The following is a 21,887-nucleotide window of genomic DNA, read 5'->3' as shown; positions in this document are numbered from 1 at the left end:
GCACCATGAGCCTGGACGCAACCCAACGCCAGCAGCTGGAAAAGCGCCGGCTGGCGCCGCTGGCCACGCCCGGCGCACTTTCGGCGCTGGCCACGCAGGAAATCGGCGGGGCGCTGACCATGTTGCTGGCGGATATCTTCGCGCTGTACCTGAAGACCAAGAATTTCCACTGGCACATGTCCGGCCCGCACTTCCGTGACTACCACCTGCTGCTGGACGACCAGGCGCAGCAGATCATCGCCATCACCGATGCGGTGGCCGAGCGGGTCCGCAAGATCGGCGCGACCACGCTGCGTTCCACCGGCCATGTCGGCCGGCTGCAGCGACTGGCCGACAACGATGCCGATTTCGTCACGCCCTCCGACATGCTGGCCGAACTGCGCGAAGACAATCTGCGCCTGGTCGGTTTCATGCTGGCCACCCACGCGCTGTGCGACGAGCATGGCGACGTGGCCACGGCCAGCCTGCTGGAGAACTGGATCGACGAGGCCGAGCAGCGGGCCTGGTTCCTGTTCGAATCGGGGCGGACTTCGATGTGAGTCCTGTACGCCGGGACTGGAAAAAGGCAGAGCTTGACGGCTCTGCCTTTTTTGCGTTTTCCTTCACCCAGCTTCGGATGCGCCGGCCTGTGAGCGGCAGCTGGAGCGGACCGTTGCTTTTTTATTCAACTTGACCGTTTTTTCGCGTGATCCAGCCCATCTCCCAGCGATTCATGAAGCGCATTCGTCTGCAGGACGACATTCTCCTGGCACGTGCGACCCAGTCGCCTGCCGGGGGCGTGCCGGCAGGTATCGCGCCGGTGATCGACATTCCCGGCGAGGATGCCTTTTCGGTCATCGTGCAGTTGCAGGATTTTCGCCATCACAAGCTCTGGCGCGCCGGACAGCTGGTGCATGCCGGTGGCCACCGCCTGGGGGAGATGGCCATTACCGACCTGCGCGAGCAGTGGCGTTGCCAGCATCTCTCGGGTTACGACAACGTGCGCCTGCAGTTGCCGCGTACCACGCTGGAGCGCTGGAGCGAGGAGCACGGTCGGCGCATTGGCCTGCTGCAACAGCGGCAGGGCGTACGCGATCCGGTGGTCTGGCATCTGATCCAGGCCATGTTGCCGATGCTGGGGGAGACGGCCGAACAGGTCGAGCAGGGCGAACAGGGTGATACGGTCTTTGTCGACAGCGTCATGCTGGCCCTGCATACCCATCTGGCGCAGCGTTACGGCGGCCAGCCCTTGGCGCGCAGCGGCGGCCGCCTGGCCGGGTGGCAGCAGGTGCGGGTGCGCGACTACATGCTGGCGCATCTGGGGCAGCCGGTGCGCCTGGCCGAGCTGGCGGCGCAATGCGGGCTGTCGCGCGCACATTTCTCGCGCGCCTTCAAGCTCAGCTTCGGCTTGCCCCCGCATGCCTGGCTGCAGCGCCAGCGCATCGCTCTGGCCTGCCGTCTGCTGCGCGAGGGCGACAAGAGCATGTCGCTCGTTGCGCTGGAATGCGGGTTTGCCGACCAGAGTCACTTCAGCCGGGTGTTCAAGCAGGTGATGGGGGTGGGGCCGATGGGGTGGGTGAGGGGACGAGATCGGTCAGAAGCACACCCCCAATGAACTGAGAACGCATCTCATGTCTGTTGACGCAATGGGTTCTCAGTGCGAACAGGCATCAAGGCCTTTCGCGCAGCCTGCAATCTCAACGATGCTGCGCAAGCCATTCACGCAATGCGCCGTTCATCCGGCTTTGCCAGCCTGCGCCCTGGCTCTTGAAAGCCTCCAGTACGTCGATATCGAAGCGCATCGTCACTTGGACCTTCGTCCCGCTGCCGGCGGGGCGGCCGCGGCTGCGTGCCGGCTGCATGGCTGCAAAATCCTTGGCCGTCAGGGGGGGATTGTCGGGATCCGACAAGGCCGCCGCAGTGATCGCGGCATCTTCCGCATCGTCAGGGGGAAGCGCCCCTTGTTTAATTTTCGGCATACAGTTGAAACTCCCTTTGATTGGCCTTGCGCAGGCTGATCATGCGCCGCCGGTCATCGGTCCTGATCAGCGCATCGTCCCAATCCATCTCTGCGGCCAGCGCAAGTGAGACGCCATGTTTGGCAAGGTTGGCCGCATCTTTGCCGGGGTCGAATACGATGTCCATACATATTATCGTAGCTACGATAAATATGCGGGGCAAGGATGATCTGCCGCTACCCATAAAGTCGGCACCATAACGCTGGACGAAGTCGAAGGACTTCGAGCCGTCTCGCCTGAGGTGACCGATGGGTGGCCGGAAGGGGGGAGGCGAACCCTGTTCGCCTAGCGCTGCCGCGCCGATTGAATCTGCAAGCGCTCCGCTGCGCGCACCAGGTCGGCCAGGGTTCTGGTCTGCATCTTGTCCATCACGCGACGCTTGTGGACCTTGACGGTGATTTCACTGATGCCCAGCTCGGTGGCGATCTGCTTGTTGAGCAGCCCGCCGATGGCCAGTTCCAGCACTTCGCGTTCGCGCGGCGTGAGCTTTTCCAGGCGCGAGGTGTTGGCGGCCTGCTCCACCCGTTGATGCAGGTTGCGCCCGGCGATGGTCAGGGCATCCTGCACCGCACCCAGCAGACGTTCGTCTTCGATGGGCTTGGTGAGGAATTCATGCGCGCCCGCCTTCATGGCCTGTACCGTGACGGGGATAGTGCCGTAGCCCGAGATGAAGATGACCGGAATGGCATCACCGCGCTGTTCCAGACGCCGTACCACCTCGAAGCCGTCCGAGCCCGGCATCTTCATGTCCAGCAGCAGGCAGCAGGGTGTGCCCGGCAGGGTTTCCCGCAGGAATTCATCGGCCGAGGCAAAGCCGCGTGCCTTCAGACCGGCCGAGGCCAGCAGTCTCAACAGGGCGGTCCTGACCATGCCATCGTCATCAACGACGTATACGGTGCTTTCCATAGTGCCATCCGTCTTGCCGGTTGCAAAAATCCTGGGCCGAACAGGTGCGCGGACCCGCCCGCATCCGCGGGCGCCACAGGCCATGTCGTGCCGTTGTTCAGTTCGCATCATCGGCATTCCGGCCAGGCTTGGATTGTACAAACGTGCTGTTTTTTGTAGAAAATGCCTTTGCCGCATCCCGGCAGACGACCTTGTTGTCGGTCAGGCAAGGAGTCGGTCCCGGTCAGGCTTGTCTTATCCACAGGGATAATGGGCGCACGGCCGCAGCGGTGCTAAGGTGTGCGGCCTGGCTCCCCGCCTCACCACTGCGAGATCCCCATGCAAGCCGCACAACGCAACCGCCTCCAGTCCTCGGGACTGGCCTTTCTCGCCGCCTATGTCGATACCCTGGGCTTCATCGCGCTGTTCGGCCTGTTCACGGCCCACGTGACGGGCAACTTCATCCTCATCGGTGCCGCCCTGGCCGACAGTGCGCAGATGTCCATCCTGCTCAAGTTCCTGGCCTTCCCGGCCTTCATTGTGGGGGTGGCGGTGGCGCGCCTCTACATCGCCGCCATCCAGCGCCGCGCGGGTCGGGCGCTGGGCTGGTCGCTGCTGCTGCAACTGCTGCTGCTGACAGGCTTCATGCTCTGCGGTATCGCCGCTGCCCCGGTGCAATCGCCCACGGCAGGCTGGGTGATGGCCGCCGGCCTGCTGGGTACGGCGTCCATGGGCGTGCACAGCGCCATCAGTCGCCTGTTGCTGGCGCACCTGGCACCGACTTCGCTGATGACCGGCAATGTCACCCAAGTGGTGATCGATGTGGTGGACATGCTGCGCGGTGCCGCCGATGCCGGGACCACCGAGCGCTGCATCAAGTTCGTGTGGCCGGTACTGTCCTTCGGCGCAGGGGCCATCGCCGCCGCCTTCGCTTATCACGCCATCGGCTTTGCCGGGCTGATGGTGCCGGTGCTTATCCTGGTGGCGCTGGTGGTGTGGGAATTCCGCCAACCGCTGCCGGCCAAGGCGGCAGGGCTGTGAACAAGGCGCGGCTGGAAGCCTTCAGCGATGGCGTCATCGCCATTGCGCTCTCGCTGGCAGCACCGCTGGGCGCCACCGCCATCTACGTGCTGCTGGCCCTGTTGTGGTTCCTGCCGGATCATCACGTGGGGGCGGCGCGTCCCGACTGAGGGCGCGGGATCAGCCGCCGAGCTTGTCCCACAGCGGCTGGCCGTTGAAGTCGCGGATCACCGCATGGGCGCCGGCCGCACGCAGGCGCGCTTCATCCAGCCCGCCCAGCATGCCGAAGGTCCACACCCCGGCGCTGCTGGCGGCTTTCACACCCGAACTCGAATCCTCGAAGGCCACCGCCTGTTGCGGTGTTCCGCCCAGCAGTCGTAACGCGGTCAGGTAGGGCAGCGGATCGGGCTTGGCACGTTCCAGTTCATCGCCAATGACCAGCGTATCGAAACGACCGGCCAGGCCGGTGGCGTTGAGCATCAGCTCGGCATTGGCGCGCGGTGCATTGGTGACCACCGCCGTGCGCGCGCCGATGCGGGCGATATGGTCGAGCAGGCGCTCAATGCCGGCCGTAGGGACGACCTGCCGCTCCAACTGGGAACGGAACAGGTATTCCTTCTCTTCGGCCAGCGGTTGATATTCCGAGGCCGGCATGCCGGGGAACAGGTGACCGAAGATCATGGCATTGGAGGCACCCATGATGTGGGTCTTGTAGTAATCGAGATCCACCGAGCGGTTCCAGCGCGAGAGGATGGTGTTGAAGGCAGCGTGGTGCAGGGCATCGCTGTCCATGAGCGTACCGTCGAGGTCGAACAGGAAGTGGGTGATGGGAGTCGTGATCATGGGATCCGTAGCAGTGTGAAGCGGCTGTGCCGCGCGGGTGAGCCGCCCATTCTATAAGACCCGGCGCGCCCATGCCGTGCAGTTTTTCGTGGCGAGCCCGGTACGCCTGCATGGTCCGTCTCCTGCATGCCGACTACCGGTATGCCTGCTCTCCTACGCCACCTGCCGAACTGCGCCGATGGCGTCACCGCCGCCGCGCCCCTACAGTCTTCCCGTGGCAATGCCGCCCGGCCCTGCGCTCGCCGCAGAGATCAATCCATCCAGAATCCACCGAGAATTGCGAGCAGACTCATGACCACCTCAAGCATTCATTCCCTTCCAGCGGCCAGTGTCGAGGCCGTCAACAACAACGGTTCCGGCGTCTCCTGGGGCGCCATTCTGGCGGGCGCCTTCGCCGCCGCCGCGCTGTCGTTCATCCTGGTGATGCTGGGCTTCGGCCTGGGCTTCTCCTCCATCTCGCCGTGGTCCGGCCAGGGTATTTCGGCCAAGGCCATCGGTTACTCCACCGCCGGCTGGCTGCTCTTTACCCAGATCGCGGCCTCGGCCATCGGCGGTTTCCTGGCGGGCCGCCTGCGCGTGAAATGGGCGGGTCTGCATACCCGTGAAGTCTATTTCCGCGATACCGCGCATGGCCTGCTGGCCTGGGCCGTGGCCTCGCTGGCCACCGCCGCCCTGCTGGGTTCGGCCGTGGGCAGCGTGATCTCGGGCGGTGCCAAGACCCTGGGTGCCGCCGGTGGCGCGCTGGGGACCGGTGCTGTCGCGACTGCGGCGGCCATTGGTCCGGACGGCGCGCAACAGGCAGGCAACCTGGCCGATCGCGCCTCGGGATATTTCATCGACTCCATGTTCCGCACCGATACCAACCCGACCGCTGCCCCCAACGCTGGCGCTGCACCTGCTGCCCCGCTGGTCGCACCGACCCCCGCTGATGGCCGTGAACTGAGCTCGGCCCAGCGCATGGAAGTGGTCCGCGTGTTCGGCTATTCGCTGGCCAACCAGCAACTGGCGGACAACGACAAGCGCTACCTGGGCCAGTTGGTGGCACGCCATACCGGCCTGTCGCAAGCCGATGCCGACAAGCGCGTGGCCGATACCTTCGCCGCCTACCAGCGCAACCTGGAGCAGGCTGCCGCCAAGGGCAAGGAAGCCGCCGATGCCGCCCGCAAGGCGGCGGCCTATGCCTCGCTGTGGATGTTCCTGGCGCTCTTGTGCGGGGCCTTCGTCGCCAGCCTGCTGGCCACTTATGGCGGCCGCCTGCGTGACCGCAACGAACTCTACGGCGAACCGGTCCTGCATCACGAGCGCCATGCTCACCGCGTCGCCGAGCCCGAGCTGCGCTGAAGCGGCGCGACCGGAAACACATCCGCATCCCAACTTTCAAAGGAGACTGACATGGGCGCCATTCTGCTCTGGCTCTTGGGGATTCCCATCCCCATCATCCTGCTGCTGATCCTGTTGTTCTGAGGGTTTCGGCTCGCATGAAGGAAAATGACAAAGGGCGGCCTGGGGCCGCCCTTTGTCGTGGGGTACTACGATTGCCGCTCAGGGCGGGTGAAGCTTTCTGTCAAATTCCCGACCCCGCCCCGACCCGCCTCACAGGCCGAAGATGCTGGCCGTATTGGCGCTGTTGTACATCACGTTCTGCAGCATCAGCGTATAGGTCAGCGTACCCGGTCCGGCCCCGTCCAGATCGATCGTCAGGCGCGTGTCGTTGGCATTGGCACCGGCCGAGGCCGTCACGAATCTGGACAGGTTGGCCAGAGTGAGGGTCTGGTTGAAGACCTCCACCTTGTCCACGCCCAGCGTGAAATCGCCCACGGTCGCGGACAGGTTGTCGTTGCGGCCAAAGGACCCGACGATGATCTTGTCCTGACCGGCGCCGGTCTGCACGAAGGTCGCCGCACCGAGGCGGGTAGCGCCGATGGCGATGTCGTCATTGCCGTTGCCGCCCGCGATATCCCCGGCCGATTGCGCCGCCCAGTACCAGCCCAGCTTCAGACCCTGCACCGCGGTCGTCTGTCCGGGGTCGCTGCCGCCCACGCGCGAGGCCGTGATGGTGAGATCACTGTACAGACCCGGCGCCAGCGACCCGGCCGGCAGCCTGATGGCGAAGTCGCCTGCGGCCACTTCGTCGAAGGCCAGCACCGTGCCGCCCATCGAGATGGTCACCACGTAACGGTCGCCAGCGTTGGCGCCACCGACCTTGCCGGAGAACAACGGCCCCCCCGCGGTATGGCCCGAGGCTTGCGTGGCATCGAGGTCATTGACCACGGCATAGTGGTTCTCCGAGGCATTGAGCGCCTGCGCCGACGCCGGTGCCTGATTGCTGCTGCGTACGGCCAGGTCGGTGAGTGTCACCGCATCGCGACCGGCGGCCACCGAGACATGCTGCGCCGGTCCGCTCACGGTATTGCCCGCCGTATCGGTATAGCGCGCCACGATGTCATGCTCGCCCGGTGCCAGGCTCTGCGCCACCGTCAGGCTCACGGTCTTGTTGCCGGCGCCGACATCGTCACGGGTGAGGACCTTGCGGGCCAGCAGGGTATTGCCCTCGAAGAGCGCCACCACATCGCCTGCGGCAGCACGGCTGCCGTCGTAGCCGACCTGGATGGTCGGGGTCTTGTTGGCCCTGCCGGTATCGATCTGGTACAGCAGGCCGATGTTGGCCAGGTCGATGCCGGTGCTGCTCTTGTCCCGGGCGGTCTCGGAGCGGTAAAGGTCCAGGTTGTTCAGGACGTAGCTGCCCAGATGGTTGATGAACACATCATCGGCCTGCTTGCCCGCTTGCCTGACCAGCGTGAAACTGAGCCAGCTGCCCAGCACGCTGGTGCCCCCGCCCTGCTGCATGACGGCCAGTTCCTGACCGGGGTTGGGCGCCTGGCTGAACATTGTGTAGCTCTTCAGGTTGGGGTTGCTCCGGTTGGGATCGCCCATGATGGCGGTGCCGCCCCATTCAGCCGAGATGCCGCGGATGGCCGCCAGGAAGCTGGCCGCACTGGCAAAGCCCGAGGGCAGGGGAGTTGCGACCCCTTCGGACTTGGACAGGTTGTGCGGGTTGGTCGTGGGGAAGAAGACATTGCCGAAGATATCTTCCATCTTCGCCACCCCGTAGGCTTTCTGCGACCCCGACAGCAAGGTCGTGCTCAGCTGGGTCGGCACGATGTTGTCCAGCGACAGCACCACGTCGCCCCGGCCCACGTTGTTGGCCCGGTCCACCACTTCGATGGGGATGGTGCGTCCCACCGCCGGTGGCACGAAGCTGTACCTGAGCGATTCCAGGATGGCCTTGACCTGCAGGCCATCGAGCGCTGCCCCTCCGGTGCGGCTGATGGTGGCCAGGCGGGTGCCGGCCACGTAATGCAGTTCCACCCCGTCCACACCGCCCAGGCTGCCGCTGAAGTCGATGTTGCTGCGCGTGGTGTAGCGCGTGGTGCCCAGGATCAGGTTGTCGTTGCTGGCGTCGTTGCCGCCAGGCAGGGTCAGGCGCACCATGGCGATGTCGTTGGCCATGGGCGCCGCCATCGCGCCCTTGATCAGCGGCACGCCGCTGGTGGCTTGCTCCAGCGTGACGGACTGGCTGCGCTGCGCCTGGATGCCGGGAGTGTTGGCGTCCAGGTCCAGCACCGGCGCGGCGGTATCGAGTACCAGCGTGGCGCGCGATGTCGTGCCTCCCAATGCAGCTCCGCTCGAGGTGGCACTGACCAGGGTGATGTCCATGCTGCGTTCCAGACCGTTTTCCGGGTTGAGGCTGCGGATCTTGATGGCTTCCAGGATGGCCTTGACTTCCGCACCGGTGAGCGTGGCCCCGGCCTGCTGTTTTCTGATCACGGTCAGTCCGGGTTTGTCGGCCGGCAGGAACCAGAGGATGCCCGTCACCCCGCCGATATCGCCGTAGAAGACATTGGGCCGAGCCGGGCTGGTGGTGGTGGAGTCGGCGAAGATCACGCGATCCGTACTGCTATTGAAGTCGGGGAAACGCAACTGGATCTCGGCCGTATTCGCTGCCGAGGGCGCCACCATGTTCTCCACGAAACGCTCGCCCCCGGCCATATCGGAGAGGAGCTTGGCGCTCGAGTTGACATAGCGGGTCCCAGCCGTCTGCACCCCAGCCTGAAGGGGGTTCAGGTCGACCGACAGTCCGGTGCCATCGGTGCGCACCGTCACCCGGTTCAGGTCCACGCTGCGATGACCGCTGCCGTCACCCAGCGCGATGTCGATGCTGCGGCTCCTCACTTCGTTGCTCAAGCCGATGTTCTGCAAGCGCAGGGCTTGCAGAACATCGTGCACCTGGTCACCGGTGAAGGCGCTGCCATCGGTCTTGGTGATGGTCACCGTGCTCTTGTTGGCGATCGTCACGAACTTGTAGCTCAGGCCCGCTACCCCGCCAATGCTCCTGTTGTCGACCTGTGCCAGGTTGTTGTTGATGCCGACCGGGCGATCCAGGATCAACGAGTCCACCGGCGAGGCACCGGCATTGTCGGAGACCAGCTCGATGAAGCGGATGTCGTTGGCCTTCACGGCGGCCAGTTGCGGCATCAGGGACACGCCGTTGCCGGTGGCCACTTCGGAGCTGGTGACGGTCATGCTGCGGCTGGCCTGTACGCCCTCGGTGAAGGCGTCCAGGTCCAGTTGCGGCGGCAGGTTGGTGACCATGCGCAGCTTGAGGTCGGCCACTTCGCTGCTCCTGCCCTGGGCATCGATCTGCTTGACCTTGTAACCCCAGGCCGCATCGCGCGTGCCGTTGGCATTGACCAGGCTTACCCCGTCGAGCCGGCTCTGGTGGCCGGAGACCCCATTGTTGCGCAGCAGATCGTCGGCCAGCAGAGTGGCAGGGCGATTGAGCGCCAGCCAGGTCGCTACCGTCTCCGGGGTCTGCGCCGACTGGCTGGAGGGCGCTTCGCGGAACCATTCGTTGGCATCATTCCTGCGCGAGATCACGTAGCCACCGCCGATGGCCGACCAGACGAACCAGTCGCCGGCGCCGTTGCCGGTACTGTAGACCGGTCTGCCCGGATCAATGGCAGCCGCACCGGTGGCCAGATAGATCGCGCTGAAGGGTCCGGTACCGCTCTCGCGCAGCGAGCGCACATCGTCCGAAGACAGAAGCGTGTACACGGCATTGGCCGTGGTATTGCCGCCGACGACGGTCTTCAGGCCGCTCACCGTGAGGCTGCGATTGAGATTGAAGCTGGCCTTGCCGAAGTTGTCGACGTTCTTGCGCTCGATCTCGGTGCCATCGTCGCGCGTCAATACCGCCACGCTGCCGCGACGTCCGGCAACCTCCAGCGTCACCGTCTTGTTGGGACCGTTGGCCGCATCCACGATGACCGTACCATCGGCCAGGGTCTTCAATGGCGAGACCACGTTCACCGTGGGCGCTTCGATACGGGTGACGAGATTGAACTGCAGCACGTCGCTCTCGCTGGCGTTGCCGGCCTTGTCGAGCTGCCGCACCTTCACGCTCTTGGCGCCGTCGGTGTTGCCGCTGCCATCGATGCTGCCCTTGACCTTGAAGCTGTCGCCACTGCCGGCGCTCCAGGTGGTGCCGCCATCCACGCTGTATTCCCAGCGCGACCCGGCTTCGAGGTTGGCCACTCTCACCGTGCCGTCATCGGTGCTGCCACCGACCGGGGGTTTGACCATGGCCAGGGTCGCCTTGGGGGGCGGCGTCGTGTCCAGCGTGAAGCTGAAGACATCGCTGGGCTCGCTGACGTTGCCGGCTTTGTCCTTGATGCGCAGGCGCACGTTCTTGAGACCGTCCATGCCGCCGTCCTTGCTGCCCTTGATGGGGTTGGACAGACTGCCCCATTCACCGCCGTCGACGCTGTATTCGAAACTCGCCGTCGGCTCGACCGGACCGCTAGGCACGATCTGGCCATTGCTGGTAATGCCGTCGCTGCTGGAGTCGCCCGTGTCGCTCGCCAGTCTCGGTGCCAGCGGCTTGTCCGGTGCGCGCGTATCGAGCGTGAAGCGGAACACATCGCTGGACACACTGATGTTGCCGGCCGCGTCGCGGCTGCGCAGGAGCACACTCTTCTCGCCATCGTTGCCGCCCTGCTTGACGCCCTTGACAGGCTGGCTGATGTCGCTCCAGGTGAGGCCGCTGTCAACGCTGTATTCATAGCGCAGACCGGCTTCGCTGGGGACCGGTGCCTGCAGGCGACCGTCGTTGGTGAGCAGGTCATTGCCGAGCGTGCCGCTGTCGTTGACCAGCGAAGCTGTGCCCGGTTTGACCGGGGCGACGGTGTCGAGCTTCATGGTCAGCACCGCGCTGGTGCTGGTGTTGCCGGCCACGTCGGTCTGCCGTACCCGCAGCTGCTTGTCGCCATCGCCGCTGACGGTGAAGCTGCTGCCGACGCCATCGCGCCAGGTGGTGCCACCATCGGTGCTGTATTGCCAGGTGCTGCCCGCATCCAGGTCCAGCACGTTGATGGTGCCGTTCCTGGTCAGGCGCAGCAGGTCGTCGCCGCTGGTGTTGTCGGCCAGCACCAGGCGCGGGTTGCGCGGCGGCGTGGTATCGATGGTGAAGTCCAGTTTGGCGCTGGCAGCGCTGACGTTGCCGGCACGGTCGATCTGGCGCGCCAGCAGGCTTCTGCGGGTGCCGTTGTCGGTCAGGCTGAGCGTGTTGTCGCTGGCGATGTCCTGGGAGGACCAGTTCAGGCCCCCGTCCAGGCTGTATTCCCAGGTGGCGCCGTTCTCCAGGCCTTCGATGTGGATGGTGCCATCGTTGGTGATGCCATCGCTGTTGCTGCTGCCGGAATCGGTGCGCAGACGCAGTGTCGGGGCATTGGGCCTGATCGTATCCAGCGTAAAGTTCAAGGCAGCGCTGTCGGTGCGGTTGCCCGCCAGGTCGAACTGACGCACGATGACCGTCTTCTGGCCATCGCCGGCCGGCAGGGTCAGTCGGCTGCCGCTGCCGGCGGTGAAGCTGGCGCCGCCATTGAGCGAATATTCCCAACGGCCCAGCGCTTCCAGACCCTCGATGTCGATGTTGCCGCTATTGCTGAACAGGCCCGTGCCAGCGTCTCCGCGCGCACCGGCCAGTACCAGCCGGGGTGCGGCCGGTGGCGTGGTATCCAGCGTGAAGCTCAGGCGGCTGACATTGCCGGCGTTGCCGGCCTGATCCAGCTGGCGTACTTCCACGTAGAGGTTGCGGTTCTGGTTGGCAGCGGCGCCGCCCGGGTTGAAGCTGTCGCCGGTACCGTTGATCCAGTCCGGATTGTCGGTGAAGTCGTTGCGGTTGACGCGCCATTGCCAGCTGGCATTGGGCTCCAGACCGGTCACGCGGATGGTGTCGCTGTTGGTCACCGGCAGTTCATTGATGGTACCGCCAATGGTGGCCAGGGCGATCGCCGGTGCAGCCGGGGCCGTGGTGTCCAGCGTCATGTGCAGGCTCTGGGCGGTGCTGCGGTTGCCGGCGCTGTCGATCTGCCGCACGCTGATGGTGTGCGGTCCCTGTTGGGTGACCAGGAAGCTGTTGCCCGAACCGGTCTGGAACGGACCATTGTCGATCTGGTACTCCCACTGCGCATCCGCAGCGACGTTGGTGACGGTGACCTTGCCCTGGTTGGTGATGCCATCGGTGGCCGAGCTGCCGGTGTCCTGCTCCAGCCTGACCAGCAGGTTGGCCGGCGGGGCCACGGTGTCGATGCTCAGCTTGTGGGCCACCCTGATCGAATCCACCCCGGTGCTGGTGTTGCGGGCCTGCAGATGCAGGATCTTCTCGACGCCATCGGCGTTGTCGGCATTCAGGCGCGCCCAGTCGCTGCTGGTGAGGCTGTAGCTCCAGATCCAGCGGTTGTTGCCATCGTTGGTTACGGTGATGCCGCTCTTCATGACCGTGCCATCGGGATAGAGCAGCGTGAGCACATCGTTTTGTCCGGCGCTGCCGCTCAAGGTCACGCCGGCCAGGCGTTCGGCCAGGTTGATCACGTCGTCGCCGGCCACCACGTTCCAGGTCGGTACACCGGTCACGCTCAGCACCAGGGTGCGCAACTGGCCGAAGCTGGTGAGGGCGCTGCCGTTGTCGGGCAGGTTCTCCAGCTGCTGGCGGATCGAGGCGAGGGCGGCGGCGTCCACCGTCAGGCCGATCAGGGCGAAGTCGGCCACTTGCAAGGGGTCGGCATTGCGCCCCTGTTCGGCCAGCGCGAGTTTGTTCACCAATGTAACTAACTGCTGGATTTCCTGCGGGGTATCGACCGCACTGGCGGTGCGGCTGTCCACCAGCGAACTGAGCAGTTGCACCGCATTGCCGGTGGTACCGGGGGTGATGGTGTCGAGCGCCTTGAGCGCACTCATGTCCACCCCGATGTGCTCGAAGTCTTCCAGCTTGGCCAGATTGGCCGCAGGGGTGTTGTCGGCCGTGCCATCGGCCTGTTGCAGCAGCAGCCGGTAAGAGTCCACCACGGCTTGCAGGGCATTGAGCCTGGCGATGGTCGTGCCGGTGACGGCGCCCGTGGCCAGCGCGGCATTGACGGCCTCGCGGTGGCCGGCATTGTCGCTGATGCCGGTGATGGCCAGGTCCTGGTAATCGGCCAGGGTGGGGGCTGCGCCGCCATTGTTGTCGGCATAACTGCGCACACGTCCATAGGCGGCGCGGACGCTGGTGGCCAGCGCCTGCAGTTCGCCCAGGGTGTCGAAGTCGGCAACCCCCTTGGTTTGCAGCACGGCCACGAAGGCATCGCGTTCTTCCGTGCTCAGGGTGCGCACGCCGAAGGTATCGAACTCGCTGACGGCGGGCGCGTTCATGACCGGTTGGTTGCGCGGCTGTCCGGCCAGGCCGATCAGCCTGGTCACGCTGGCGCCGAGGGCCTCGAGCCTGGCCGGAGTGGCGACCTCGGCGGCCTGCACGCTGTCGATGAGCGAGGTGAACAGCGAGAACACGGCTGCGTCCTTGGCCTCGCCGCTGCCGCTGGGCTGGGTCACGCCGGCCATGTTGAGGCCGATGTCGCGGAACTGCTGGGCGGTGAGCGCCACGCCGGTGTCGCCGGCGTGGCCATTGGCGCTGTCGAGGATGGCGTTGTAGGCCACGACGACGCGCTTGATCTCGGCCGGGGTATCGGCCTGGGCGGCACTGATGCCGGGACCATGCAGGGCAGCATTGATGGCCCCCACGCGCTCGGCGGTGACCAGGGCGGCACGTACGCCACCGGCATCGGCCTCGCTCTTGACCAGGCCGATGGCGCGATAGTCCTCGGCCGTGGGGGCCGGGGCGCCGGGCTGGCCGGTTTCATCGGCGTAGAGCCGGATCTTTTCCTGTGCTGCACCGGCCCGCGTGGCCAGGCTCTGCAGGCTGCCCAGGCGACTGACTTCGCTGCCGTCGGCGCGGCTGGCGGCGATGGCCGCGAGGATGGCCGGCAGATGGTGACCGGCCACGCCGCTGGCATCGGTGTAGGGCGTCAGGGTCACGCCCAGTTCCTGCAGTTCGGCGGCGTTCAGGCCAGTGCCGACGATGCCGGTGGCTGCCAGCATGCGCAGCGCACCGATCACGTCCAGCAGGTGGCTCAGCTTGGCCGGCAGGGGCAGTGTGGTACCGGCGTGATTGCGGCCCAGGTCGACGAAGGGACGGGCGGTGATGCTGTCGATGAGCAGTTCCATGGCGGCCGGGCCGGCATTGACCACTTCGCTGTGCGGCAGGCCCAGCGCTTCCAGATCGGCGGCGCTCGGGCGAGCGCTGGCCAGCGGCGTGTGACCGGCCGTGTTGTCGACCACGTGCTGGGCGGCATCGATGATGGTCTGCAGCAGCGCCGGGGTGTTGGCGCGGCTGGCATCGATGGCCGTCGATTGCAGGGCCTCGTTGACCAGCTTGAGGTATTCGGCGCTGCTGTTGCTGCCGTTGACCGGCAGGCTCAGGCCGACCGCTTCCAGATCGACGGCACCGAGGGGCTCGCTGCCGTTGTCCTGGGCCACTCTGACGATGCGGTTGCGCGCAGTGGCAGCGGCATCGGCCAGCTGTTGCAACTGACTCAGCGACACCAGGGCGCTGCCGTCATTGGGCGTGCTTTGCAGCTTGTTGAGCAGGAAGGGGAGGTTGTCGGCATTGACCGCGTTGATCCCCAGCCATTGCAGCTCGATGACGCTGAGCGCACTGGCCGGCACCGGGTAATGCGGCGGCGTGCTGCCGGGCAGCGGGCTCACGGCGGCCACCTGCATGAGCTGCTCCACCGTCAGCGCCAGCCGGTTCAGGCCGGCGATCGTGTTGATCTTGACCGAATCGGGCTGGGCGTGGATGACGCTGTTCAGCAGTTGCAGCGCCTGAGGCGCATTGACGGCCGGCAGCTGCACGCCGATGTTGAGGTAATCCTCGCTTTGCGGGGCGGTGCCGGCGGCATTGCGCACATAGGCCATCACTCTGGCATAGCTGCTGGCGATGGCGGCCAGTTCCTCGATACTGTTGACGCCGTTCACGTCGTGGGTGGCGGCGCTGTCCTCCGAGCGCGGTGCGCGGGTGACCGGATCGACGCTGTTGCCCTTGACCCGCACCGCATCCAGGAAGGCCAGCCGGGTGGCCTCATCGGCGATGTCCGCCAGCCCCAGGTTCTGCAGTCGGGCCAGGCTCAGGGTCACGCCCTGCTGCGGCGAGACCGGATCGGTCGCGCTTTCGCGGGCCAGGCGGATCAGGTCGCCCACGGTGGCGGCCAGGCTTTCCAGACGCTCCGGCGTACTCACGCCCAGCCTGGTCTGTGCACCGACCACGCTGTTGAACAGGGCCAGCTTGTCGACATCGATGGGACTGGTCGGGGTGGTGCTGGCCAGGTTGTCGAGGTTCACGCCGATGGCGCGGTAATGGCTGGCCTGCAGTGCCGCGCCCGAGTCATCGCCCCGCACGCCATCGGCAGCGGCCAGGATGGTGTTGTAGGACTGGACCACGGTACGCAGTTTGCTGCGCGTATTGACATCCGGCCCGGTCAGTCTGGCGACCGCGGCATTGATGCTGGACAGATTGTTCGCATCCACCATTACCGCGCCGGTCCCGGCGGTGATGCCGGTGGCGGCATAGTCGGCCAGGGTCGGCGCCGGGTTGGCGGTGTGGTTGTTGGCATAGGCGATGATGGCGGCCAGTGCGTCGTTGCTGCCATCGAGCAGGGCTTGCAGCTCGGCCACCGTATCGATCTGGTCGGTGTTCCTGCTGCGCAGGGCCTGTACCAGCGTCTCCAGATTGCCGCCTTCGGCGCTCACCACCAGATTGCGCAGACCCAGGAGATTTGCGGCCTCGGCCCACTTCTGGCGACCGGCATCATCAAGCGTGCTCACGCCCTGGCCATCCAGGAACAGGGCCACGGCCGCGCCCAGCGCTTGCAGCTTGGAGAGGCTGTCGACCTGGTCGCGGCTCTTGCGCTTGAGGGTGTCGTTGAGCAGGCTCAGGTGTTCGGCCAGCTTGTTGTTGGGACCGTCGGGATCGTTGATGCCCCACAGGGTCAGGCCCAGTGCGTTGTAATGCGCCAGCAGCGGATCTCTGCCCGGCGAGGTATCGGTCACCAGGTCCAGATTGGCCGCTGCCAGACCACCACTGGCCGGGACTTCGTTGGCTTCGGACAGGATGCGGGCGAAGGCATCGACGATGCCCTGCAGCAGTTCCGGAATGGCCACCTGAGCGGCACCGATCTTGTTGCCCGCGAGGATGGAATTGAGCGCGTTCACGCCCACCTGGTCCGCGCCGGTGATGCCCATGCCGGTGTAGTCGGCCAGGGTGGGCGCGGCTTGCGTGGCGTCGTCGGCATAGGCCTTGATGCGGTTTTGCGCGGTACGGGCGGCGTCGGCCAGTGCTTGCACTTCAGCCAGCGTATCGACGCCGCTGCCGTCATCCTTGCTGGCGCGCAGCGCCGCCAGCACCGCCGCCATGCTGTCGCTTTGCAGTCTGCTCACACCCAGTTGCGTCAGCGCGCTCTGCAGAGCGCTCGCGCGTTCGGCGGCCGTGGCCGGCAGGTCGCCGAGGTTGTCGGCGACGATGTGGATGATGGTGTCGCTGGCGCGGATGAGCGGCAGCAGTTTGCTGACCGTGTCAATTTCTTCACGTCGCTTGCCGCCGTTGGCCAGGACCGAATTGAGCAGGCCCAGACTGGCGGGGGTTTGCGGCGCAGTGACGCCAATGGCTTCATAGTGGGCCGCCAGCGGCGCGGACTGGGGGGCATTGCTGTTGCCGATCTGTCCCAATATGACGCGATAGGCATTGACGATGCCCTGCACCTGCGAAGGCAGACGCACCTGGTCGGCACCAATGGCCGACGTGGCCAGGGCGGAATTGATGGCGCCCACCAGCTGGTTGTCGTCCACGCCGGTGACGCCGATGTTCTTGTAGTCGGCCAGGGTGGGGGCGCTGTTGCTGGTGTCATCGGCATACAGGCTGATGCGCTGGGCGCTGCCCAGGGCATTGCCGATGCGGGTCGACAGGGCGGCCAGCGTGGTGACTTCGCTGCCGTCATCGGCGGTGGCGGCGATAGCCGGCAGGACGATGCGCAACTGCTCGGTGTTCAGTTCCGGGTTCACGTGCAGGCGCTTCCACTCGTCGGCGCTGAGGGTGTCGGGCTGGCCGGCGGCAATGCGGATGACGCGACTGACGATGTCGGCCAGGCTGTCGAGCTCGGCGACGGTATCGACTTCCTCGCGGCTGCTGCGGTCGATCACATTGCCCAGCAGGGTGGCGGCGTTCTGCCGTGCTGCCGTATCGGCTACGCCGGGCAGGCGCGCCTGCAGGCTCTTGACGCCGACCTGGCTGTAGTCGGCCTCGGTGGGCAGCGCGGTGGCGTTGCTCACGCCATCGGCGGCCGCCAGGATCAGGTTGTAGGAGCGCACCAGGGCGGCGATCTTGCTCCAGGAATCGACGGCTTCCACACCCACCTTGAAGAGCGCATCGTTGATCGACGCCAGGTTGGCCGGGGTGACCTGGGTCCCGGCGGCCTGCAGCAGCGGATTGTCGTACTGCGCCAGGGTGGGCACCAGCAGCGCCGGGTTGTCCGGATCGATGGGGCTTGCATGCTGGGCGTAGTTCATCAGCACTTGCAGCGTACCCAGGTCGAGGGCGACGACGGCGCGGATCTCGGCCAGGGTATCGACCACGCCCTGCACGGTGGTCGGGCGCAGCGAAGCGGGCACGTCGCGCAGGGCGGCGGCCAGGCGGGCCACGTTGTCGGCGGTGACGCCGCGAATGCCCAGCACGCTGAAGTCCTGCGGCGTGAGCGGGGTGGCCAGGTTGTTGCCGGCGGCATGCTCGGTCACCCGCTGGGCGGCCGCAGCGATGGCTTCCAGCGCGGTCGTGGTGGCCACGTCATTGAGCGGCTTGCCATCGATGACCTGGCCCGTCACGCGGGCGGCGGCCTGGCTCAAGGGCGTGCTCACGCCCAGCACGGTGTAGTCGGCGGCGCTGGGCAGGGCGGCATCGGCCGTGTTGCCGGGGGTGCCATCGGCCAGGGCAGCCACGCGCGCGGCCGCCTCCACAATGGTACGCAGCGCAGCCACGGTATTGGTGCGGCTGGCCGGCAAGCTCTTGAGGGCGGCATTGGTGATGGCAAGTGTGGCTTGCTGATCGGTGCCGGGGATGGCCAGACGTTCGAAGTCGGCGGTGGTCGGGGCCGGGTTGGTGTCGTTGTCGCCATACACCGAGGTCTTGGCCAGGACCGTATTGGCAGCGGTGACGACGTTGCTGACCAGGGTTCTCAGGCTGGCGGCGTCATTGACCTGCTCCGGGTCAGCGGTGGCGGCCACGGCGCGCAGGATGGCCGGCAGCAAGGCCGGATCGACCACGGTGCCGGTCAGATCGGACAGGCGAGTGGTGCCGTTGCTCTTGAGCAGGCCAAGCCGTACCTGTTCCGGCGCCTGGTCGCGCGCGATCTGTGCATCCTGCAGCCTGGTCTGGGCGGCCGTCAGGCTGGCCTGGCGGGCCGGCTTGTCGGCTGCGCTGGCGCTGTCATAGGCTTCCTGGGCGGCGATGACGGCGGCCTTGGCTTGAGTGAGCGCCTGCTCGCGGCTGGCCAGCAAGACCACCTGCTCGATCACGCGGGTGCTGTCGGCCACGAAGCTCTGGGTGCTGTCGGTGAAGTTGCCGGCCGCGTCGATCTGGCGCACCTGCAGGCGCGCCTTGCCGTTGCCTTGCAGGGTCTGGCCAATCAGTCTGAGCTGGTCGCCGCTTTGCCAGCGCACCCAGTTGCCGGGCGTGAGCGCCTCCTGGCTGCCGTTGGCGTGGACCAGTTGCAGCGTGTTGCCATCGGTGCCGCTGCCGGCCAGCAGGCGCAGGTGCACCTCGGCGCCGTTCTCCAGAGGCAGCTGCGGCGAGAGCAGGATGCCGGTCTGGCTGGAGATGCCGTCGGCGCTGCTGATGCCATCATCACCGCTGGCCTCCATGCGCAGTGGCACCTGGGCCGGTGCGGTCTTGTCCAGGGTGAACTTGAGCTCGCTGCCCAGTTCGCGGGTACTGCCCTGGGCAACCCCCGATTGGGCGGCGGTCCGCACGATGCGCGCCTTGAGCCAGACCTGGCCTTCGGTCAGGGGGAGCTTGCTCGAGACGTAGCCCACCTGGCCATTGCTGTCGGGTGCCGTGGCCTTCAGATCGGCGGGGGTGAACCAGTTGCCGTAGACCGGTGCATTGTTGGCGCCGGTGGTGGTGGTGGCGACCTGGAATTCCAGGCGTTCCTCCGGCTTGAGCACACGCGTGAGCAACACGCGTACCGCAGCGTCGTTGGTGACCCTGTCGCTATTGCTGCCCAGCGCGGTGGTGTCGCCGTCTGCGCCGCCATAGAAGCTATCGTTGACCAGCGCGATCTTGTTGTCGGCGAAGTCAGTCAGGCCGGGCGGGGTGACGACGTCGATGTGCACGTCGGCATTGCCCTTCCAGACATTCTGGTTGCTGCGGCTGGTGTCGCCGTCGGTCACGGTCACGCGTGCCGTGACCGGCTGTTCGCGCGTCATCTGCTTGAACAGATCGAGCGCGGCCTGGTTGGCGCGCAGTACGGCAATGCCGTTGCCGTCGGCAATGCTCGCCGGCAGCCTGACGACGATTTCCTGCCCTTGCGCGTTTTGACCGATCAGGGTCACTTCCACTCTGGCCTGGGGCGGCGCCTTCACCGCCAGGCCGCCATTGCTCAGTTCGTTCTCATCGAGTACCAGCTTGCCATCGGCCGGTGCTTGCCAGGGCGAGGCACCGGGCGTCGCATTGCGGATCAGGATGGTGGGTTCGAGGATGCCGATGTGGTTTGTCAGCAGATGGTCGTTGACGGTGCTGCCGTCGGGCAGCTTCTGCAGTGACGCCAGGCGCTCGCGCGCCTGATTGCGCTCGGCTTCGCTCAGCGTGGGGTCGTTGGCGAGGGTGTTGAGGCGCTCGTTGAAGAGGTCGGACTGGGTGACGGTATCGCTCCATTTGGGCTTGGTGGCATCGTCGAATTGCAGGCTGTCGGCCAGTTTCCGGATCGCCGTGCCCTGGTCGGGATAGCGGGCGGGATCGGTCTGTGACAGGTTGGAGATGGCCTTGAGAGCAATGCCATAGTTGCGCGCAGCAGTGCTGCCGCGGGCGAAGTCCGGATTGACCACGGCCGCGCCGTTGCTGTCGGTGATGCTGGTGGCCAGTACTTCGCCGGCCGTGATGTTGACCTTGAACAAGGCGCTCACCGCCGCATTGGCGTCGGTGGCCTTGGTGACGCTGATCTGGCTGGCGGCCAGGTTGGTTTGGCCCGCACTCAGGCCGGCCTTGAGCACGGCCAGCTCGGTCAGCGCGGTGACGTTGATGGTCTGGTTGCTGCCATCGGCCAGCACGACCGAACGCAGCACGGTGTTGCCCAGGTCGGTGATGCGCAGGGTGGCTTCATCGGCGAAGTTGTCGGCCACGCCCGGGGTGTTGTCGCGCACGGCCAGCAGGATCAGGCCCTTGTAGTCGGGTTGGTCCAGCACCAGCGAATAGCGGCCATTGATCACCGGCACCGGCTTGCCGATCACGTTGCCCTGACTGTCGTAGGCGGTGATGGTGGCATTGTTGAGCGGACCCAGTACGGTGGCACCGGAGAGGGTGGTGCCCGCTTTGGGCACTGCGGCCGCCCCCGACTGGCCGCCACCGCCGCCGCCACCACCACCGGCTGCCGCTGCCAGCAGGCCCAGGCCACCGGCAACCACCGGCCAGGAGAAGGACAGGCCGCCGCCATTGTCGGCGGCTTCGGTGCTGCTGCCCTCGGTGAGGGAAGAGGATGGGATGGTCGATTTCTGCGCCACCTCGCTGGCCGCCAGCGGCTGCTTGAGCGCGCCATCACTGCTCAGGGTGGCCACGGGCTTGCCGTCGTCGACCTCCGTTCGGGCCTCGGCTTGTTCTTCGTCCTTGTCTTTGGCGGTGTCCTTGGCCTTGACCACGCGCTTGATGCCATAGCGCTTGACTTCACTGGTCATGAGGGGAGCGGTGGCATCGCTGGCGACTTCAATGTGGTTCAGCTTCTCGAAGACATCGCCCAGGGCGACGTCGCCGTCGGCGAATTCCAGGACCAGCTGCGGTGAGTTCACGGCGGTCACGGCACCACGGCTGATGATGATCTTGTGACCGTTCTCCATCACCAGGGCCAGGTCGTTGTCGATGGCGCGCACATCCTTGATGTCGCGCTTGTTGATCGTGCGCAGCAGGGTGCTGGCTTCGGTCAGATTCAATACGGTAACGCTCATGTTGTCTGCTCAGTCGTAGAAGGCGCACCGGATCGCATCATCCGGCACACATGTTGATCACGACTACGCCAACCGCAGGGCGCACGAGTCCAGGCCGCTCTCCGGGGAGGGCAGCGCGACGTTCATTGCGGTTGAGACAGGACTGTCCGGATCAAAGCTCTGCTCTCGGATCAGTGGGGCGAAGCCTGTCTCGATGGTGGTAGGTGAAGGGGTTTCTGCAGGGGGCGGTCAGCCTTGTCTTGTTCTCTCGTGGCTTGACCGCTTCCTCCTCGCATGACCTGTACTTCCGCCACGGCGTAGATTAACGGCGGAAACTATGCGGCTGCAGTTGGCAGAGAGCTATCGAAATAATTCGATATTTCCTGCCTAGAAGCAGTTGTTCTGACAGCTTCCAAAAACCTGACAAGGCCCGTGGAAATGCGGCAAAACAAAAGGGTATTCGTGCAGAAACAGGTGACCGGAAGGATGCCGATGATCGTTTCCGATGTCCTCGGCAAGAGTGACTGCGCAGCG

At 65.8% G+C, this 21,887-nt stretch carries 10 protein-coding genes; 5 read left to right on the top strand and 5 right to left on the bottom strand.

The genetic code is table 11. The features are described 5' to 3' along the window. Positions 1 to 5: 5 nt before the first annotated feature. Together ACODSZ_RS05340 and ACODSZ_RS05335 are read left to right on the top strand one after the other, a co-directional pair. Entirely contained in the window at positions 6 to 539 is a 534-nt protein-coding gene (locus tag ACODSZ_RS05340; RefSeq protein ID WP_034351661.1) for a Dps family protein, read from the top strand. A gap of 173 nt (positions 540 to 712) precedes the next feature. Further along, positions 713 to 1,594, top strand: coding sequence for a helix-turn-helix domain-containing protein (locus ACODSZ_RS05335; protein WP_488927189.1), 882 nt, complete (start codon positions 713 to 715; stop codon positions 1,592 to 1,594). 82 nt (positions 1,595 to 1,676) lie between these two features. Here ACODSZ_RS05335 and ACODSZ_RS05330 read toward each other — a convergent pair whose 3' ends face one another. The 3 genes from ACODSZ_RS05330 to ACODSZ_RS05320 form a co-directional block, all read right to left on the bottom strand. Continuing rightward, the gene (locus tag ACODSZ_RS05330) at positions 1,677 to 1,958 is read right to left on the bottom strand and encodes a BrnA antitoxin family protein (RefSeq protein WP_488927188.1); all 282 of its coding nucleotides are present in this window, start codon (positions 1,956 to 1,958) and stop codon (positions 1,677 to 1,679) included. Continuing rightward, complete coding sequence (locus ACODSZ_RS05325) at positions 1,945 to 2,124, bottom strand: BrnT family toxin (protein ID WP_488927187.1); 180 nt, start codon at positions 2,122 to 2,124, stop codon at positions 1,945 to 1,947. Before ACODSZ_RS05325 ends, ACODSZ_RS05330 begins: the two co-directional genes overlap by 14 nt. A 158-nt stretch (positions 2,125 to 2,282) precedes the next feature. Continuing rightward, positions 2,283 to 2,903, bottom strand: coding sequence for a response regulator transcription factor (locus tag ACODSZ_RS05320; protein ID WP_488927186.1), 621 nt, complete (start codon positions 2,901 to 2,903; stop codon positions 2,283 to 2,285). Between the two features lie 318 nt (positions 2,904 to 3,221). Between ACODSZ_RS05320 and ACODSZ_RS05315 the strand changes: the two genes are divergently transcribed. Then, entirely contained in the window at positions 3,222 to 3,923 is a 702-nt protein-coding gene (locus ACODSZ_RS05315; RefSeq protein ID WP_008333262.1) for a YoaK family protein, read from the top strand. Next, on the top strand, positions 3,920 to 4,072 hold the full coding sequence (locus ACODSZ_RS05310; protein ID WP_488927185.1) for a hypothetical protein: 153 nt from the start codon (positions 3,920 to 3,922) through the stop codon (positions 4,070 to 4,072). The genes ACODSZ_RS05315 and ACODSZ_RS05310 overlap by 4 nt, the downstream gene beginning before the upstream one ends. Before the next feature lie 10 nt (positions 4,073 to 4,082). Here the strand turns inward: ACODSZ_RS05310 and ACODSZ_RS05305 are convergent, their stop codons facing one another. Then, positions 4,083 to 4,745, bottom strand: a complete 663-nt coding sequence (locus ACODSZ_RS05305) for an HAD family hydrolase (protein WP_175344957.1) — start codon at positions 4,743 to 4,745, stop codon at positions 4,083 to 4,085. Positions 4,746 to 5,036: 291 nt separating this feature from the next. Here ACODSZ_RS05305 and ACODSZ_RS05300 point away from each other — a divergent pair, with 291 nt between their 5' ends. Further along, entirely contained in the window at positions 5,037 to 6,086 is a 1,050-nt protein-coding gene (locus ACODSZ_RS05300) for a hypothetical protein (protein WP_488927184.1), read from the top strand. Between the two features lie 252 nt (positions 6,087 to 6,338). Here ACODSZ_RS05300 and ACODSZ_RS05295 read toward each other — a convergent pair whose 3' ends face one another. Further along, on the bottom strand, positions 6,339 to 21,374 hold the full coding sequence (locus tag ACODSZ_RS05295; protein ID WP_488927183.1) for an Ig-like domain-containing protein: 15,036 nt from the start codon (positions 21,372 to 21,374) through the stop codon (positions 6,339 to 6,341). Between the last annotated feature and the right edge of the window lie 513 nt (positions 21,375 to 21,887).

It is taken from the genome of Herbaspirillum sp. FG34 (assembly GCF_057809315.1).
The sequence above is the reverse complement of the archived record's forward strand: the minus strand, read 5'-3'. Positions and strand labels throughout refer to the sequence as shown.

What these genes read in the sequence shown, in the direction of transcription:
- ACODSZ_RS05340 (WP_034351661.1), top strand. Translation starts at nt 6, where the DNA reads ATGAGCCTGGACGCAACCCAACGCCAGCAGCTGGAAAAGCGCCGGCTG.
- ACODSZ_RS05305 (WP_175344957.1), bottom strand. Translation starts at nt 4,745, where the DNA reads ATGATCACGACTCCCATCACCCACTTCCTGTTCGACCTCGACGGTACG.
- ACODSZ_RS05320 (WP_488927186.1), bottom strand. Translation starts at nt 2,903, where the DNA reads ATGGAAAGCACCGTATACGTCGTTGATGACGATGGCATGGTCAGGACC.
- ACODSZ_RS05295 (WP_488927183.1), bottom strand. Translation starts at nt 21,374, where the DNA reads ATGAGCGTTACCGTATTGAATCTGACCGAAGCCAGCACCCTGCTGCGC.
- ACODSZ_RS05315 (WP_008333262.1), top strand. Translation starts at nt 3,222, where the DNA reads ATGCAAGCCGCACAACGCAACCGCCTCCAGTCCTCGGGACTGGCCTTT.
- ACODSZ_RS05335 (WP_488927189.1), top strand. Translation starts at nt 713, where the DNA reads ATGAAGCGCATTCGTCTGCAGGACGACATTCTCCTGGCACGTGCGACC.
- ACODSZ_RS05300 (WP_488927184.1), top strand. Translation starts at nt 5,037, where the DNA reads ATGACCACCTCAAGCATTCATTCCCTTCCAGCGGCCAGTGTCGAGGCC.
- ACODSZ_RS05325 (WP_488927187.1), bottom strand. Translation starts at nt 2,124, where the DNA reads ATGGACATCGTATTCGACCCCGGCAAAGATGCGGCCAACCTTGCCAAA.
- ACODSZ_RS05330 (WP_488927188.1), bottom strand. Translation starts at nt 1,958, where the DNA reads ATGCCGAAAATTAAACAAGGGGCGCTTCCCCCTGACGATGCGGAAGAT.